At 69.0% G+C, this 15,241-nt stretch carries 15 protein-coding genes; 11 read left to right on the plus strand and 4 right to left on the minus strand.

All coding sequences use genetic code 11. The features are described 5' to 3' along the window. Positions 1-119 precede the first annotated feature (119 nt). Together H7I57_RS03570 and H7I57_RS03575 are read left to right on the plus strand one after the other, a co-directional pair. A complete protein-coding gene (locus tag H7I57_RS03570) occupies positions 120-3,464 on the plus strand; it encodes an error-prone DNA polymerase (protein WP_264021927.1) in 3,345 nt (1,114 codons plus the stop codon). Positions 3,465-3,514: 50 nt separating this feature from the next. After that, positions 3,515-4,156, plus strand: a complete 642-nt coding sequence (locus H7I57_RS03575; protein WP_264021928.1) for a nitroreductase family protein — start codon at positions 3,515-3,517, stop codon at positions 4,154-4,156. A 34-nt stretch (positions 4,157-4,190) separates the two neighbouring features. Here the strand turns inward: H7I57_RS03575 and H7I57_RS03580 are convergent, their stop codons facing one another. Further along, positions 4,191-4,655: a tRNA (cytidine(34)-2'-O)-methyltransferase gene (locus H7I57_RS03580; protein WP_264021930.1), complete on the minus strand. Its 465-nt coding sequence runs from the start codon at positions 4,653-4,655 to the stop codon at positions 4,191-4,193. Positions 4,656-4,837: 182 nt separating this feature from the next. On the opposite strand from H7I57_RS03580, the gene H7I57_RS03585 reads away from it, so the two are divergent. Next, positions 4,838-5,443 carry a class I SAM-dependent methyltransferase gene (locus H7I57_RS03585; protein ID WP_264021931.1) on the plus strand — a complete coding sequence of 202 codons (606 nt, stop codon included), beginning with the start codon at positions 4,838-4,840 and terminating at the stop codon, positions 5,441-5,443. A 31-nt stretch (positions 5,444-5,474) separates the two neighbouring features. On the opposite strand, the gene H7I57_RS03590 is transcribed toward H7I57_RS03585, so the two are convergent. Beyond that, on the minus strand, positions 5,475-5,663 hold the full coding sequence (locus H7I57_RS03590; protein ID WP_264021932.1) for a hypothetical protein: 189 nt from the start codon (positions 5,661-5,663) through the stop codon (positions 5,475-5,477). Positions 5,664-5,966: 303 nt separating this feature from the next. On the opposite strand from H7I57_RS03590, the gene H7I57_RS03595 reads away from it, so the two are divergent. The 8 genes from H7I57_RS03595 (at position 5,967) to H7I57_RS03630 (ending at position 12,429) form a co-directional block, all read left to right on the plus strand. After that, the gene (locus H7I57_RS03595; RefSeq protein WP_264021933.1) at positions 5,967-8,612 is read left to right on the plus strand and encodes an ATP-binding protein; all 2,646 of its coding nucleotides are present in this window, start codon (positions 5,967-5,969) and stop codon (positions 8,610-8,612) included. Further along, on the plus strand, positions 8,609-9,016 hold the full coding sequence (locus H7I57_RS03600; protein WP_264021934.1) for a roadblock/LC7 domain-containing protein: 408 nt from the start codon (positions 8,609-8,611) through the stop codon (positions 9,014-9,016). Before H7I57_RS03595 ends, H7I57_RS03600 begins: the two co-directional genes overlap by 4 nt. A 7-nt stretch (positions 9,017-9,023) precedes the next feature. Continuing rightward, a complete protein-coding gene (locus tag H7I57_RS03605) occupies positions 9,024-9,407 on the plus strand; it encodes a DUF742 domain-containing protein (protein WP_264021935.1) in 384 nt (127 codons plus the stop codon). Further along, positions 9,388-9,963, plus strand: a complete 576-nt coding sequence (locus tag H7I57_RS03610; protein WP_264021936.1) for a GTP-binding protein — start codon at positions 9,388-9,390, stop codon at positions 9,961-9,963. Before H7I57_RS03605 ends, H7I57_RS03610 begins: the two co-directional genes overlap by 20 nt. Beyond that, the gene (locus tag H7I57_RS03615) at positions 9,960-10,511 is read left to right on the plus strand and encodes a pentapeptide repeat-containing protein (RefSeq protein ID WP_264021937.1); all 552 of its coding nucleotides are present in this window, start codon (positions 9,960-9,962) and stop codon (positions 10,509-10,511) included. Before H7I57_RS03610 ends, H7I57_RS03615 begins: the two co-directional genes overlap by 4 nt. Then, the gene (locus H7I57_RS03620) at positions 10,508-10,642 is read left to right on the plus strand and encodes a hypothetical protein (protein WP_264021938.1); all 135 of its coding nucleotides are present in this window, start codon (positions 10,508-10,510) and stop codon (positions 10,640-10,642) included. Before H7I57_RS03615 ends, H7I57_RS03620 begins: the two co-directional genes overlap by 4 nt. Positions 10,643-10,705: 63 nt before the next feature. After that, complete coding sequence (locus H7I57_RS03625) at positions 10,706-11,206, plus strand: RrF2 family transcriptional regulator (RefSeq protein WP_264021939.1); 501 nt, start codon at positions 10,706-10,708, stop codon at positions 11,204-11,206. After that, complete coding sequence (locus H7I57_RS03630) at positions 11,203-12,429, plus strand: globin domain-containing protein (RefSeq protein ID WP_264021940.1); 1,227 nt, start codon at positions 11,203-11,205, stop codon at positions 12,427-12,429. The genes H7I57_RS03625 and H7I57_RS03630 overlap by 4 nt, the downstream gene beginning before the upstream one ends. 3 nt (positions 12,430-12,432) lie before the next feature. Here H7I57_RS03630 and H7I57_RS03635 read toward each other — a convergent pair whose 3' ends face one another. Together H7I57_RS03635 and H7I57_RS03640 are read right to left on the minus strand one after the other, a co-directional pair. Continuing rightward, on the minus strand, positions 12,433-13,008 hold the full coding sequence (locus tag H7I57_RS03635; protein WP_264021941.1) for a TetR-like C-terminal domain-containing protein: 576 nt from the start codon (positions 13,006-13,008) through the stop codon (positions 12,433-12,435). Positions 13,009-13,060: 52 nt separating this feature from the next. Further along, positions 13,061-15,241 (minus strand): ATP-binding cassette domain-containing protein (locus H7I57_RS03640; protein ID WP_264021942.1); only part of this gene is annotated, 2,181 nt, incomplete at its 5' end.

Genomic DNA, 15,241 nt, shown 5'->3' on the forward strand with positions numbered 1-15,241 from the left:
CCTCATCTGCGCAATAACACGCCGAGAACGCTTGAGTCTCAACCAAAAGAACCGCTGAACAGCGAAAAGGCACCCACTAGAACACTAGGAGCGCCACGTGTGTTCGATATGATGGTCGGGTGGGTTGGCACAACGGTCCGCCGAGCTGGACGGAGATGGAGCGCGTCCTCAGCGGCCGGCCGGAGCGCGGTAAGCCGCGCCGCAGCGGGCTGCCGCTGAGCGAGCCTCCCGGCGACGGTGGTGACAGCCCCGCGTGGTCACGCAAGCGAGGTCGGTACGAACCCAGCGGGCAGCAGCCGGGCACGACTGCTCCTGGTGCGGTGCCCTACGCCGAACTGCACGCCCATTCGGCCTACAGCTTTCTCGATGGCGCCAGCACGCCGGAAGAGCTCGTGGAGGAGGCGGCCCGGCTCGACCTCCGCGCCATCGCGCTGACCGACCACGACGGGCTCTACGGCGTGGTCCGGTTCGCCGAGGCGGCCAGGGAACTCGACGTGGCCACGGTGTTCGGCGCCGAGTTGTCCCTCGGCGGCGGAAGCCGCACCGACGAACCCGACCCGCCAGGGCCGCACCTGCTGGTGCTCGCGCGGGGGCCGGAAGGCTATCGGCGACTGTCGAGGCAACTGGCGGCGGCGCATCTCGCCGGCGGCGAGAAGGGCATGCTGCGCTACGACTTCGACGCGCTGACCGAGGCGGCGGGCGGGCACTGGCAGATCCTGACCGGCTGCCGCAAAGGCCATGTCCGCCAGGCGCTTTCCACGGGTGGTCCGGATGCTGCCGCCGCCGCGCTGGCCGGGCTGGTCGACCGGTTCGGTCGCGACCGGGTGACCGTCGAGCTCACCCACCACGGCCACCCGCTCGACGACGAACGAAACGCCGCGCTGGCCGCGCTCGCTCCCCGGTTCGGCCTCGGAGTCGTCGCCACCACCGCCGCACACTTCGCCGAACCGGCGAAGGGCAGGCTTGCCATGGCGATGGGCGCGATCCGGGCCAGGAACTCGATGGATGAAGCGGCGGGTTTCCTTGCCCCCCTTGGTGGTTCACACCTGCGATCCGGAGAGGAGATGGCGCGGGTGTTCGCACACTGTCCCGAGGTGGTGACGGCCGCAGCCGAGCTGGGGGAACAGTGCGCCTTCGGCCTGGCCCTCATCGCCCCGCAGTTGCCGCCGTTCGAGGTGCCCGAGGGGCATACCGAGATCAGCTGGTTGCGGCACCTGGTGATGGAGGGCGCCCGGGAGCGGTACGGCCCACCCGGGCGCGCCCCCCGCGCATACGCCCAGATCGAGCATGAGCTGACGATCATCGAGCAGTTGCGGTTCCCCGGCTACTTCCTGGTGGTGCACGACATCACCAGGTTCTGCCGGACCAACAACATCCTGTCCCAGGGCAGGGGCTCGGCGGCGAACTCCGCGGTCTGTTATGCGCTCAAGGTCACCAATGTCGACCCGGTCGCCAACGAGCTCTTGTTCGAACGTTTCCTGTCGCCTGCCCGTGACGGACCACCCGACATCGACATCGACATCGAATCGGACCTGCGGGAGAACGTGATCCAGTACGTCTACCAGCGGTACGGCCGTGAGTACGCCGCGCAGGTGGCCAACGTGATCACTTACCGGGGGCGAAGTGCGGTGCGGGACATGGCCCGCGCGCTCGGGTACTCCCAGGGTCAACAGGATGCCTGGAGCAAGCAGGTCGGCCAGTGGGGGAACCTGGCCGCGGACGCGAGGAGCGGAAAGGGCACCGAGTCACCCCACGTGGAGGACATCCCCGCGCAGGTGATCGATCTGGCCAAGCAGATCTCCAACCTGCCAAGGCACATGGGTATCCACTCCGGCGGCATGGTGATCTGCGATCGCCCGATCGCCGACGTGTGCCCGGTCGAGTGGGCGAGGATGGCGAACCGCAGTGTGCTGCAGTGGGACAAAGACGACTGCGCGGCAATCGGATTGGTGAAATTCGACCTGCTAGGTCTCGGTATGCTCTCGGCGCTGCACTACGCCATCGATCTGGTCGCCGAGCACAAGGGCATCGACGTCGACCTGGCCATGCTGGATCTGGGGGAGCAGGCGGTCTACGAGATGCTGCAGCGGGCGGACTCCGTCGGGGTGTTCCAGGTGGAGTCGCGGGCGCAGATGGCCACGCTGCCGAGGCTGAAGCCGCGGATGTTCTACGACCTGGTGGTCGAGGTGGCGCTGATCCGCCCCGGGCCGATCCAGGGTGGGTCGGTGCACCCGTACATCAAACGGCGAAACGGCCTCGAAGAAGTCACCTACGACCATCCCTCGATGGCGCCCGCGCTTCGAAAGACACTGGGGGTGCCTCTTTTCCAGGAACAACTAATGCAGCTGGCCGTCGACTGCGCGGGGTTCTCCGCGGCGGAAGCCGACCAGTTGCGCCGTGCGATGGGCTCGAAACGCTCGACGGAGAAGATGCGCCGGCTGCGGGACCGGTTCTTCGACGGGATGGCCGAACTGCACGGTGTCACCGGGGAGGTGGCCGAACGGATTTACGAGAAGCTGGAGGCGTTCGCCAATTTCGGCTTCCCGGAGAGTCATTCGCTGAGCTTCGCGTCGTTGGTGTTCTACTCGTCGTGGTTCAAGCTGCACCATCCCGCGGCGTTCTGCGCGGCGCTGTTGCGGGCTCAGCCGATGGGGTTCTACTCACCGCAGTCGCTGGTCGCCGATGCGCGCAGGCACGGCGTCGTCGTGCACGGACCGGACGTCAATGCCAGCCTCGCGCACGCCACGCTGGAGAACCACGGTCTGGAGGTGCGGCTGGGCCTCGGCAGCGTCCGCCACATCGGCGACGACCTGGCGCAGAGCCTGGTCGATGAGCGGAATGCCAACGGCCGCTTCACCTCTCTTCTCGATCTGACCGGCCGGCTGCAACTGTCCGTGCCGCAGACCGAGGCGCTGGCCACCGCGGGGGCGCTCGGCTGCTTCGGGATCTCCAGGCGCGAAGGTCTGTGGGCCGCCGGGGCGGCCGCGACCGAACGGCCGGACCGGCTGCCCGGGGTCGGGTCGGCATCGCACGTCCCGTCGCTGCCCGGGATGACGGAGCTGGAACTGACCGCCGCCGACGTGTGGGCGACCGGCGTGTCCCCGGACAGATATCCGACCCAGTTCCTTCGGGAGGATCTCGACGCCCTGGGTGTGGTTCCCGCCGACCGGCTTCTGTCGGTGCCCGACGGAACCCGGGTGCTGGTGGCCGGGGCGGTCACACACCGGCAGCGGCCGGCCACCGCGCAGGGGGTGACGTTCATGAACCTCGAGGACGAGACGGGGATGGTGAATGTGTTGTGCTCTCCGGGAGTGTGGTCGCGCCATCGCAAGTTGGCGCAGACGGCTTCGGCGTTGGTGGTCCGCGGCATCGTGCAGAACGCCACCGGCGCGGTCACCGTGGTCGCCGACCGGATGGGCAAGCTCAGTATGCGGGTGGCTGCGAAGTCGCGGGACTTCCGCTAGACGCCACTTCGTCAGGCGGCTCCCAGGTACGCGAATGTAGGCTCGGCACAATGACGCTCAACCTCTCCGCCGACGAAGTCCTGACCACCACCCGCTCGGTGCGCAAGCGGCTGGATCTCGACAAACCGGTCCCGCGCGACGTGCTCATGGAATGTCTGGACATCGCGCTGCAGGCGCCCACCGGGTCGAACAACCAAGGCTGGCAATGGGTGTTCGTCGAAGACCCGGACAAGAAGAAGGCGCTCGCCGACATCTACCGGACCAACGCGACGCCCTACCTGGCGATGGCCAAGCCGTCGCTCGGCGACATCCGCGACGAGCAGCGGCCCCGCGTCGAGGACTCCGCGAAGTACCTCAACGACCACTTCCATGAAGTCCCGGTGATGCTGATCCCCTGTCTGGAGGGCAAGCCGGAGAACACCCCGTCCGGACAGAGCGCGGGGTTCTGGGGTTCGCTGCTGCCCGCGGCGTGGAGTTTCATGCTGGCGTTGCGGTCCCGCGGACTGGGATCGGCGTGGACGACGCTGCACCTGCTCGGCGACGGCGAGCGGCAGGCCGCCGAAATCCTCGGAATCCCCTTCGACAAGTACAGCCAGGCCGGGCTGTTCCCGATCGCATACACCAAGGGCACCGACTTCCGCCCGGCGAAACGGCTACCCGCCGAGCAAGTCACCCATTGGGACAGTTGGTGATTTCTCCTCGCGCAAGCGCTCGTCGGAAGGTAGGTCAGATCGCGCCGGGGAACCCCTGCTGGCGCCAGGCTTCGTAGACGGCGACGGCGGCGGCGTTGGACAGGTTCAGTGACCGCCGTCCGCGCAGCATCGGAATCCTCACCTGCGCGGTGATGTGCGGGTCGCTCAGCGTCGCCTCATCGAGACCGGTGGGTTCCGGGCCGAACATCAGCACATCCCCGGGACGGTAGGAGACGTCGGCGTACGACGCCGTGGCGTGCGCGGTGAACGCGAAGACGCGGTCCGGCGTCAGCGCCGTCCAGGCGGCGGCGAGGTCGGAATGCACCGTGACCGACGCGAGGTCGTGGTAGTCGAGGCCGGCGCGGCGCAGCTTGGGTTCGGACAGGTCGAAGCCGAGCGGTTCCACCAGATGCAGTTCGCAACCGGTTCCGGCGACCATCCGGATCGCATTGCCGGTGTTGGGGGCGATGCGCGGGGAATAGAACATGACCTTGAACACGACACGGTCGTCCTTCCTCAACGGGTGCCTGGAAGGTTACGGCTGGACATCGCCCCGGTAGATCGTGGCCCTGCGCCCCGCCGGGCAGCCGCACCCGCCGGTTGGTGAAAAGCGACGGACCCGAACTTGCCTGTGCGGCAATGGCGCAATGGGCCCCGGTGTTCTCTTGCGATAATGCGGGCATGGTCGAGCAGAGCATCTGGATGCGGCAGGTCACGGCGGATCCCGGACATTCGCACTGGTATGTCGAGCGATTTCGGGCGATGGCGCGTGCCGGAGACGATCTGGCCGGGGAGGCGCGATTCGTCGACGCGATGGCCCCCCGCGGCGCCCGCATCCTCGACGCAGGCTGCGGGCCCGGCCGGTTGGGCGGGTATCTGGCCGCGGCCGGTCATCACGTGGTCGGTGTCGACGTCGACCCGACGCTCATCGAAGCGGCCGAACAGGACCATCCCGGGCCGCGCTGGCTCGTCGGCGACCTCGCCGAGCTCGACCTGCCCGCCCGCGGTATCCCCGAACCGTTCGACGTGATCGTCTCGGCAGGCAACGTCATGACGTTCCTCGCCCCGAGCACCCGGGTCCAGGTGCTGAGCCGGCTGCGCGCGCACCTCACCGGTGACGGCCGGGCGGCGATCGGTTTCGGCGCGGGTCGTGACTACGAGTTCGCACAGTTCCTCGACGACGCTGCCGAAGCGGGGTTTGCGACCGATCTGCTGCTGTCGACCTGGGACGTGCGACCGTTCACCGACGACTCGGAGTTCCTCGTCGCGCTTCTGCGGCCGTCGTGAGCGGTGACCGTCGTGAGCGGTGAACGCGGTGCTACGCGGAGCGGCCGAGTCCCTCTTCGTACGCGGCGATGGCGACAAGGCCGGTGTGAGTGTCGATGTCGACGACTTCGCTGCTCATCGCCCGCATCATCGGGGAGTCGATGATCGACGCCAGATCGGCCAAGGTGGACAGGTCCTCGTCGTCGTTGTACATCGGCGCACCCTTCTTCCGTGACCTCACCTTACCCGCCGTGATGTGATCCCAATCACTCCATTCAATTGTGGCGTGTCCGTGGTGATCTCCGATGTCGCAGGCGTAACGATCGCCTATCGGTTCAGCCGGCACGATCACGTTTGCTGGCGCCGCGGGCAACGGAGCGGTGGCGGATTTGCGGGCTCGGTCTGCTCAGTGTGAACGGTGGAAACCGGGTGACTTGGCTGGCATACTCGTCGAATTGCCGGGCCCGGCGCCATCAGCAGGAAGCAAAATGAACGACGCTCGATCGAACGACTGCGGGCGCCCCGCCGACAGCGTGGGCGGCCGATGAAGCCCGGGCAACCGGCGAAGCGGCCGTCGCGGAGGGCGCTGCCCAACTGGCCGGTCCGGTGGAAAATGCTCGCCATCGTGGCGGTGCCGCTGGTGCTGGCCTGTGTGTTCGGCGGCTTCCGCATCCAGGCCGCCACCTCCGACGCCGTCGAACTGCGCCGAGCCGCCGACCGGGCGGCCATGGTGCCGGCCGTCGTCGACTACATGGCGGCCCTCGAGGACACGATGGTCGCCGCCACCGAGGGCGGCGACGCTCAGACCGCCCTGGCCGGCTTCGATTCCCGCAAGGCCGCGCTGCAGCAGCAACTGGCAGGCACCGACGTCCCCGACGACGTCCGGCTGGCCACCAACACGCTGCTGGACTACGGGCAGGACCTGGTCGGCAAGATGATGGGCAACACCATCGACCTGCGCGGCCGGGTGATGACGTACGCACCGTTGCTGATCACCGCCGAGACCGCGATCACCGGCCTTGTCGCCAACGACGACCAGAGCGTGCAGTCCCAAGGCGACGCGCTGGCCCGTGCCGTCGGGGCGCGCGGGCAGATGGCGATGCAGCAGATGCTCGTCAACCGCGGCGGCGACCTACCCGAACCGGTGCTGCGCTCGGCGATGATCACGCTGGCGGGCACCGAGCCGTCGACGGTCTCGGCGATGGGGGCGTTCCTCGGCGGCGCGACCGACCAGGCGGCCGCGCTGCGCTCGGAGATGGTCGAGCGGATGGCGGTGCTGTCCGAACCTGCCGCCGCGCTCGTCGGCAACCCTGACCTGCTGGCATCTCAGCAGGTCACGGCCGGCATCGCCGACGGGGTTATCGCCCGTACCGCCGAGTCGATCCCGGCGACCGTGGACGAGCAGGCCGGTGACGCGCGCACCACGGCGATCCGTGATGCCGCCCTCGTGGTCGCCGCGATCGTGGTCGCGCTGCTGCTCGTCACGCTGGTGGCCCGCACCCTGGTCCGCCCGCTGCGCACCCTGCGCGACAGCGCGCTCAAGGTGGCCCACGACGACCTGGCGCGGGAAGTCGACCAGGTCCGCACCGACGGCAAACCCGTCCCGGTGCAACCGATCCCGGTGCACACCTCCGAGGAGATCGGCCAGGTCGCGCACGCCGTCGACGAACTGCACGAGCAGGCGGTGCAGCTCGCAGGCGAGCAGGCCCGGCTCCAGCTGCAGGTGACCGACATGTTCGAGACGCTGTCGCGGCGCAACCGGTCGCTGGTGGATCAGCAGCTCTCCCTCATCGACAGGCTCGAACGCAACGAGGAGGACCCCGACCGGCTCGAGAGCCTGTTCCGGCTGGACCACCTCGCCGCGCGCATGCGCCGCAACGGCGCCAACCTGCTGGTGCTGGCCGGTGCGCGCATCCCGCGGGAGCATGCCGACCCGGTGTCGGTCACCGCGCTCGTCAACGCGGCGGCGTCCGAGGTACAGGACTACACCCGCGTCGTCACCACCGGCCTTCCCGACAGCGAGATCGCGGGCACGGTCGCCGGCGACCTGGTGCACCTGCTCGCCGAGTTGCTGGACAACGCACTGCGGTATTCGCCGCCGACCTCGCAGGTGAAGGTGTCGGCCGTGCACACCGGCAACGGCGGTCTGGTCCTCGAGGTCAGCGACACCGGGCTGGGGATGACCGAATCCGATCTGCGGGTGGCCAACACCCGCCTGCAGTCCGGCGGCGAGGTGAACCCGTACACCGCGCGGCACATGGGCCTGTTCGTGGTGGGGCGGCTGGCCGCCCAGCACGGCCTGGTGGTGCGGTTGCGCAGCACCGTCGCCGGCGAACCGGAGTCGGGCACCACGGCGGGTGTATACGTGCCGGCCGAGCAACTGGTCGCCACGGGCGACGTCCGCTACGGCGCACCGGACGAACAGGCCGCCGACGCACACGCCGGTATCGCGACCGCGCTCGCCCTCGACGAGCCCGACCCGACCATCACCGCGGCGACGTTGGTCCCGCCGGTCGAGGTGCTGCCGCAGCGGCAGCCCGGTGCCAGCGGGATCGCCGACCCCGGCCGGCCTGTCGAACTCCCGCAGCCCTCGGCACCCTCCGATGTGGCCGCGTTCTTCGCTCCGCGTCCGCAGGCAGAGCCGGAGCCGCGGGAACAGCCGGCGGAGCAACCGCCGCCGGCTGCTCACCAGCCGCCTGCTCACCAGCCGGCTGCTCACCAGCCGCCTGCTCACAAGTCGCCTGCTCACAACGGGCATTCCCGTCACGCGGTGCACCAGGACACCGACAGCGACGACGCGATCTACCAGAAGATGCTGTCCGAATGGCTTGTCGATCCGCACGAGCTGTCCCACAGCACCGACCTGAACTGGCAGTCGGTCTGGGACCACGGCTGGTCGGCCGCGGCGGCCGCGGAGAGCGCTCCGGTGCTCGACCACACCGTCGAGGGTCTGCCCGTTCGCCGGCCCGGTGCGCGGCTGGTGCCGGGGGCCGCCGACGACGGTGACCACCGCAACGGTGCCGGGCCGCAGGCGCCGTCGGCCGCCGGCTTCGCGGAGTCCGGCGGCGGCGCCCACGGTCGTCATGTCCGGGATCCCGAGGCGGTGCGCACCAGCATCGGCAGGCATTTCGGCGGCGTGCACGCCGCCCGCTCCCGCACTCAGCAGACCGAAGGGGCCGACACCGAATGACCGACTCGCAGCAGCGCGATTCGCTCGACTGGCTGGTCTCCCGCTTCGCCCGTGAGGTGACGGGGGTGTCGCACGCGATCCTGGTGTCGGCCGACGGGCTGTTGATGGCGGCCAGCGAGCACATGCCGGGTGAGCGGGCCGACCAGCTCGCCGCGGTCGCCTCCGGTCTGGCGAGTCTGTCCACGGGCGCCGCGCAGCTGTTCGACGGCGGGCATGTGCTGCAGTCGGTGGTCGAGATGGAGAACGGTTACCTGCTGCTGATGCGCGTCGGTGACGGGTCCAACCTCGCGACCCTGGCGGTGCACAACTGCGACATCGGCCAGATCGGCTACGAGATGGCGATCCTGGTCGAACGGGTGGGATCCGTCGTCCAGGCCACCCGACGTGCCCCGCAGCACTCGTGAGGGACCCATGGACGAGTGGCGAAGCGACGGCTCCGGATCCGATGTCGATGAGCCGAGTCTGGTACGCCCGTACACCCTGACGGCGGGTCGTACCGACTCGCGCGTCGAGCTTCCGCTCGAGGCGCCGGTGGGTGCGGTCACCCCGGCGCAACCGCCGCGGTGGCCCGGCAACGATGTCCGGGGCCAGATCCTGGCGATGTGTGCCGAGCACCCCTCGGTGGCCGAGATTGCCGCGCATCTCTCACTGCCGCTCGGCGTGGCGCGGGTGTTGGTGGGGGATCTGGTGGTGCAGGGTTATGTGCGGGTGCACGCCACCCTCGGCGAGGCCGCGACGGCCGACGAAAGACGAGAACTGATCGGAAGGACTCTGCGTGGCCTCAGGGCACTCTAGTAGGGCCGCATCAACCAAGATCGTCATCTCCGGCGGGTTCGGTGCCGGTAAGACGACGTTCGTGGGCGCGGTGTCCGAGATCGTGCCGTTGCGCACCGAGGCGTTGGTGACCAACGCATCGCTTGGGGTCGACGTGCTCCAGGCAACCCCGTCGAAGACGACCACCACGGTGGCGATGGACTTCGGCCGGATCAGCCTCGACGACGATCTGGTGCTCTATCTGTTCGGTACGCCCGGGCAGCGCCGGTTCTGGTTCATGTGGGACGACCTCGTTCGCGGCGCGATCGGCGCGATCATCCTGGTCGACGTGCGCAGGCTGGCCGACAGCTTTGCGGCGGTGGATTTCTTCGAGGCGCGCGATCTGCCGTTCCTGGTTGCCGTCAACGAGTTCGACGGCGCGCCCCGGCATTCGCTGTCCGCGGTCCGCAGGGCGCTGACGTTGTCCGAGCACGTGCCGGTGATGTCGGTGGACGCGCGCAGCCGCGACTCGGCCAAGGCGGCGTTGATCGCCGTCACCGAATACGCGCTGAGCCGGCTGGCGCCGATTCCCGGGTGAACCCGCACGAAGCAGACCGCGAATTCGCCGGTCACGACTTCCGCGACCACGATCTCAGCCGCCTGAGCACCGAGCGCGTGGTGTTCACCGACTGCGACTTCTCCGGTGTGGACATGTCCGAATCCCAGCACGTCGGCTCCGCCTTCCGGAACTGTAAGTTTCGTCGGACGTCGTTGTGGCACAGCTCGTTTCGGCACTGCAGCTTTCTCGGGTCCACGTTCACCGAGTGCCGGATGCGGCCGCTGACGCTGGTCGAGGTGGACTTCACCCTGGTGGCGCTCGGCGGTGCCGACCTGCGCAAGGTGGATTTGTCCGACTGCCGGTTGCGCGAGGCGAGCCTGGTGGGTGCGGACCTGCGCGAAGCGGTGTTACGGCGTGCCGACCTGACGGGCGTGCGGGCCCAGGACGCCCGGTTGGAGGGTGCCGACCTGCGCGGCGCGCGCACCGACCCGACGTTCTGGACGACGGCGAAGCTACGCGGCGCCAAGGTCGACATCGAGCAGGGACTGGCCTACGCGGCGGCCCACGGGCTCGACATCGGAGGGTGAGCGGTTTCTTCCAGATGCGCAACGGGCTGATCGTGCAGCAACGCGGCTACTGGGACAGCGCGCAACTCGCCCGGGTGCATCCGGATGCACCGGTAGACGTCGGCTGCTGGTCAAAAAGCCGCACGTCATGAGGTGTTTAAGGACACAGCGCTAAAAGTCGCATTCCAGATGCGCAATTAACTAGCGTCTTTTGTATGCAACTCACCCGGTTCACCGATCTCGGACTGCGGGCGATGATGTTGCTCGCCGCGGGCGAGGCCGACGATCACCGGGTCACCACCGGATCGATCGCGGCAGGCGCCAACGCCTCGGAGAACCACATCGCCAAGGCGGTCTCCCGGTTGGTCGATCTCGGCATGGTGCACGCCCGTCGCGGACGCACCGGCGGCCTCGCCCTCACCGAGGCGGGTCGGCATGCGTCCGTCGGGTGGCTGGTGCGGCGCCTCGAGGGCGACCGCGAGGTCATCGAGTGCGGCGGCGACAACCCGTGCCCCCTGGTGCCGGCCTGCCGGTTGCGCCGCGCGCTGGCAGACGCCAAGGAAGCGTTCTACCGCGAACTGGACCGCTACACCGTCAGCGACCTGGCCGGGGACGCGAACCTCGTCCTGATCCCCCTGATCCCGGCGAGCCATGGCCCGCCGGTAACCCCGGATTCACGACCAGACAGCCCCACCACCGAAAGGACCTCCCGATGACCATCACCGCCGCCCCCGCACAACTGGAGCCAGCGCACGCCGAGATCGTCTCCGCGACGCTTCCGTTGATCGGCGCGCACATCGACGAGATCACCACCGAGTTCTACCGCCGCATGTTCGCCGCGCATCCGGAGTTGCTGCGCAACCTGTTCAACCGCGGCAACCAGGCACAGGGCGCCCAGCAGCGCGCTCTGGCGGCGTCCATCGCCACCTTCGCCACCCATCTGGTCGATCCCGCGCTGCCGCACCCGGTCGAACTGCTGTCGCGCATCGGGCACAAGCACGCGTCGCTGGGGGTGACCGCCCAGCAGTATCCGATCGTGTACGAGAACTTGTTCGCCGCGATCGTGGAGGTGCTGGGCGCCGACACCGTCACCGAAGAGGTGGCAGCGGCCTGGGACCGGGTGTTCTGGATCATGGCCGACACGCTCATCGCGCTCGAGCACGACCTCTACCGCGGCGCAGGTGTCGCCGACGGCGACGTGTACCGCCGGGCCCGGGTGGTGTCCAGGGTCGACGACACCTCGGGCGTGGTGCTGCTCACCGTCCGGTCCGTCGACGAACCTTTCACTGATTTCCTTCCGGGACAGTATGTTTCGGTAGGCGTCACGATGCCCGACGGCGCCCGTCAGCTGCGGCAGTACAGCCTGGTCAGCGCCCCGGGCGCGCGCGAGCTGACCTTCGCGGTCAAGCCCGTCGGCAGTGTCGCGGATCAGCCCGCAGGTGAGGTGTCCAGCTGGATCGCCGCCAATGTGTGCGTCGGCGACCTCCTCGACGTCACCGTGCCCTTCGGTGACCTGCCCGCCCCCGACGGCAGCGAGCCGTTGGTGTTGATCTCGGCAGGCATCGGGATCACCCCGATGATCGGCATCCTGGAGTACCTCGCGGTCGAAGCGCCCGCCGCCACCGTGCAGGTGCTGCACGCCGACCGCAGTGACCAGAGCCATCCGCTCCGGGAGCGTCAGCACGAGCTGCTGGCCCAACTGCCCAACGCGACCCTGGACGTCTGGTACGAGGACGGCTTGACCGCGGGTGCACCCGGCGCTCATCCGGGGCTGCTGACGCTGGAGAACGTGCCGCTGGCCGAGGACGCCCATGTCTACCTGTGCGGGAACAACGGTTTCGTGCAGGCGGTCCGCTCCCAGCTCGTCGCGCGCGGCGTGACGACCGAGCGGGTTCACTGCGAGCTGTTCGCGCCCAACGACTGGTTGCTCGGCGAGTAGTGGCTAGACGCTGATCGCGCGGGCCACCAGGTCGGCGATCGCACGGCAGAAGTCCGGGTCGACCGGTTGGTCGGTGTACAGGGCGAACGTGTGCAGCGGCGACGTCAGCAGCTGGAGTGTCAACAGCGGCTTGGCGTCGTCGCGCAGTTCGCCCCGTCCGGCGGCACGGTCGAAGATCTCCCCGATGATCGTCCGGCGCAGCAGCCAGAACTGCACCCTGATGTCGGAGTCGACGACCAGTGCCCTGCTGTCGACGACGAACATGCGGGCGATCCGCCGTCCGACGGGGTCGTTGAGGTACGCGCCGATGGCGAGAGCGAGTTCGACGAGGTCGCCGTGCAGGGATCCGGTGTTGGGCAGCGTGATCCTCGATTCGCTGTAATCGCGCAGCGAGTCGAGGATGAGTTGGCGGTCACTGGCCCACGTCTTGCGGATGTAGTCGGGCTCGATGTGGCCGCGGTGGGCGACGCCTTCGATGCTGAAGCGATCCACGCCCCACTGCTGCACCTCGGCGAGTGCGGCCGCGAGCGCTGCCGAGCGCATCGCCGCGTCGGCATGTGACACGTCGGCATCGCTCACGGATCGATCCATCGGCTCCCCCCACGCCGAGCGTACGGAAGTCGATGCGGCGTCAGGCGGCTTTCAGCCGGATCCGCCACCGGACGAAGCCGAGATAGAAGACGCTGATCGCCACCAGCATCGCCATGTCGAACAGCCACGCAGCCGAAGTGTGTTCCCAGTGGCGGTCTTTCGGCGTCAGCGGCCCCGGCACCAACCGGATGAGGTCGACGGTCGACGCCGACGCCGCGAAGCCCCAGCGGGCCGGAGTCGCCCATGACATCTGGTCGAGGACGATGCGGTCGGTCACCGGGATCATGCCGCCGGAGAACACCAGCTGGCTCATGATCGCGACGACCAGAAGCGGCATGATCTGCTCGGCGGACTTGGCCAGCGCCGAGAGCGCCAGGCCGACCATCGCCGCCGCCACGCACGTCACGGCGATGTCGGTGAACAACTCGAGGCTGCGGTTGCCGATCACCGCGCCGCTGTCCACGGCGCCGGCGCCCCAGCCCTTGCCCGCGATCGCGATCGACGTGACGATCGCCGCCTGGACGATGGCGAACGCGGTGAACACCACCACCTTGGCCATCAGGTAGGCGGTCGTGGACAACCCGACGGCCTGCTCGCGCCGGAAGATCGCGCGTTCACTGATCAGTGCCCGGATGGTCAGTGCGGTGCCCATGAAGATCGCGCCGACGTTGAGCATCACCAGGATCTGGCCGGGCTCGTTGGGAGCCTCGCCGCCCTCCATGGCGGTCTTCGGGACGCCGAACCCGACGTCCCCGGGCACCGACAGCGACAGCACGCCCATGATGAACGGCAGCAGCATCAGGAACGCGAAGTAGCCGCGGTCGGAGATCACCAGCCGGATCTGGCGGCGCGCGATCGTCGACAATTGCCTTCGCACGCTGGTGCGGGTCGGGTTGCCCAGTTCCGAGGGTCTGAGTGCGGCCGGTTGCGGCGGCGGCGGCCCGTTCTGGTCGAGGAAGCGCTGTGCGGCCGCATCCGGATCGCCTGCGACATGGGAGAAGATGTCCGCCCAGTTCGTCGTGCCCATCGACGGGCCGATCTGGCTGGGCGGGCCGTAGAACGCGGTCTTGCCGCCCGGGGCGAGCAGCAGCACCTGGTCGCAGACGTCGAGGTAGGTCAGCGAGTGGGTGACGACGAGGACCACGCGGCCCGCGTCCGCCAGCTGGCGCAGCATCGTCATCACCTGGCGGTCCAGCGCGGGATCCAGGCCCGAGGTCGGCTCGTCGAGGATGAGCAGCGACGGGCCGGTGAGCAGCTCCAAAGCCACCGAGGCGCGCTTGCGCTGCCCGCCGGAGAGCTTGTCGACGCGGGTGTCGAGGTGCTTGCTCATCTCGAGTTCTTCGAGCACCTCGTTGACGACCTGTTCACGGTCGGCCTTGGTGGTGTCGGGCGGCAGCCGCAGCTCGGCGGCGTACATCAACGCCTGCCGGACGGTCAGCTGACCGTGGACGACGTCGTCCTGCGGCACCATCCCGATCCGGGAGCGCAGCGAGGCGTATTCGGCGTGCACGTCGTGGCCTTCGAACGACACCTGGCCGGTCGTCGGATGGGTGTAGCCGGCGACCAGTCGGGCGAACGTCGACTTGCCCGCACCCGACGGGCCGATGATGGCGGTCAGCGTGCCCGGTCGCGCGGCTATGGAGATGTTCTCCAGCAGCGTCTTGTTGCCCTCGATGGTCCAGGTGACGCCGTGGACGGCGAGGCCGCCGGTGGCGGTGTCGGCGGCGGTCTCGGTGCGGCGCACCAGCGTGCCGTCGCGGAACACGAGGTCGACGTTGCCGATGGTGACGGTGTCCCCGTCGGTCAGCATCGCGGACTCGACGCGGGCACCGTTGACGAAGGTGCCGTTGATGCTGCGTTCGTCGCGGATCTCGGTCCCTGAAGGGCCGGGGATCAGCGTGGCGTGGTGGCGGGAGGCCAGCACGTCGGGGATGACGATGTCGTTGTCGCTCGCGCGGCCGATCTTGACCGAACCGGGCGGGGCCTCCGCCGGCCGGCCGGGCCGCAGGATCTTGAGCATGCTGGTCGCGAGGTTGCCGTCACCGGACCGCGGTGCCGCCGCGGGACCCATCACCGTGACCGACTCCATCGTGGGCGACGAGATGGGCTGGTGGACCGGTGCGGGCCGCGACGGCTGCGGCGCACTTGGTGGCTGGGCGCCCGGGTAGGGCCCCGTCGGGTAGCCGGGCTGCGGGCGCGGCGCGGGCGGGCGGCCCATCGG

Source organism: Mycolicibacterium pyrenivorans (genome assembly GCF_025821625.1).
GTDB classification, from domain to species: Bacteria; Actinomycetota; Actinomycetes; order Mycobacteriales; family Mycobacteriaceae; genus Mycobacterium; species Mycobacterium pyrenivorans.

Bases quoted from the DNA above. Each gene is read 5' to 3' on its own strand.
- H7I57_RS03575 (WP_264021928.1), top strand. From the start codon at position 3,515: ATGACGCTCAACCTCTCCGCCGACGAAGTCCTGACCACCACCCGCTCG.
- H7I57_RS03585 (WP_264021931.1), top strand. From the start codon at position 4,838: ATGGTCGAGCAGAGCATCTGGATGCGGCAGGTCACGGCGGATCCCGGA.
- H7I57_RS03595 (WP_264021933.1), top strand. From the start codon at position 5,967: ATGAAGCCCGGGCAACCGGCGAAGCGGCCGTCGCGGAGGGCGCTGCCC.
- H7I57_RS03600 (WP_264021934.1), top strand. From the start codon at position 8,609: ATGACCGACTCGCAGCAGCGCGATTCGCTCGACTGGCTGGTCTCCCGC.
- H7I57_RS03605 (WP_264021935.1), top strand. From the start codon at position 9,024: ATGGACGAGTGGCGAAGCGACGGCTCCGGATCCGATGTCGATGAGCCG.
- H7I57_RS03625 (WP_264021939.1), top strand. From the start codon at position 10,706: ATGCAACTCACCCGGTTCACCGATCTCGGACTGCGGGCGATGATGTTG.
- H7I57_RS03630 (WP_264021940.1), top strand. From the start codon at position 11,203: ATGACCATCACCGCCGCCCCCGCACAACTGGAGCCAGCGCACGCCGAG.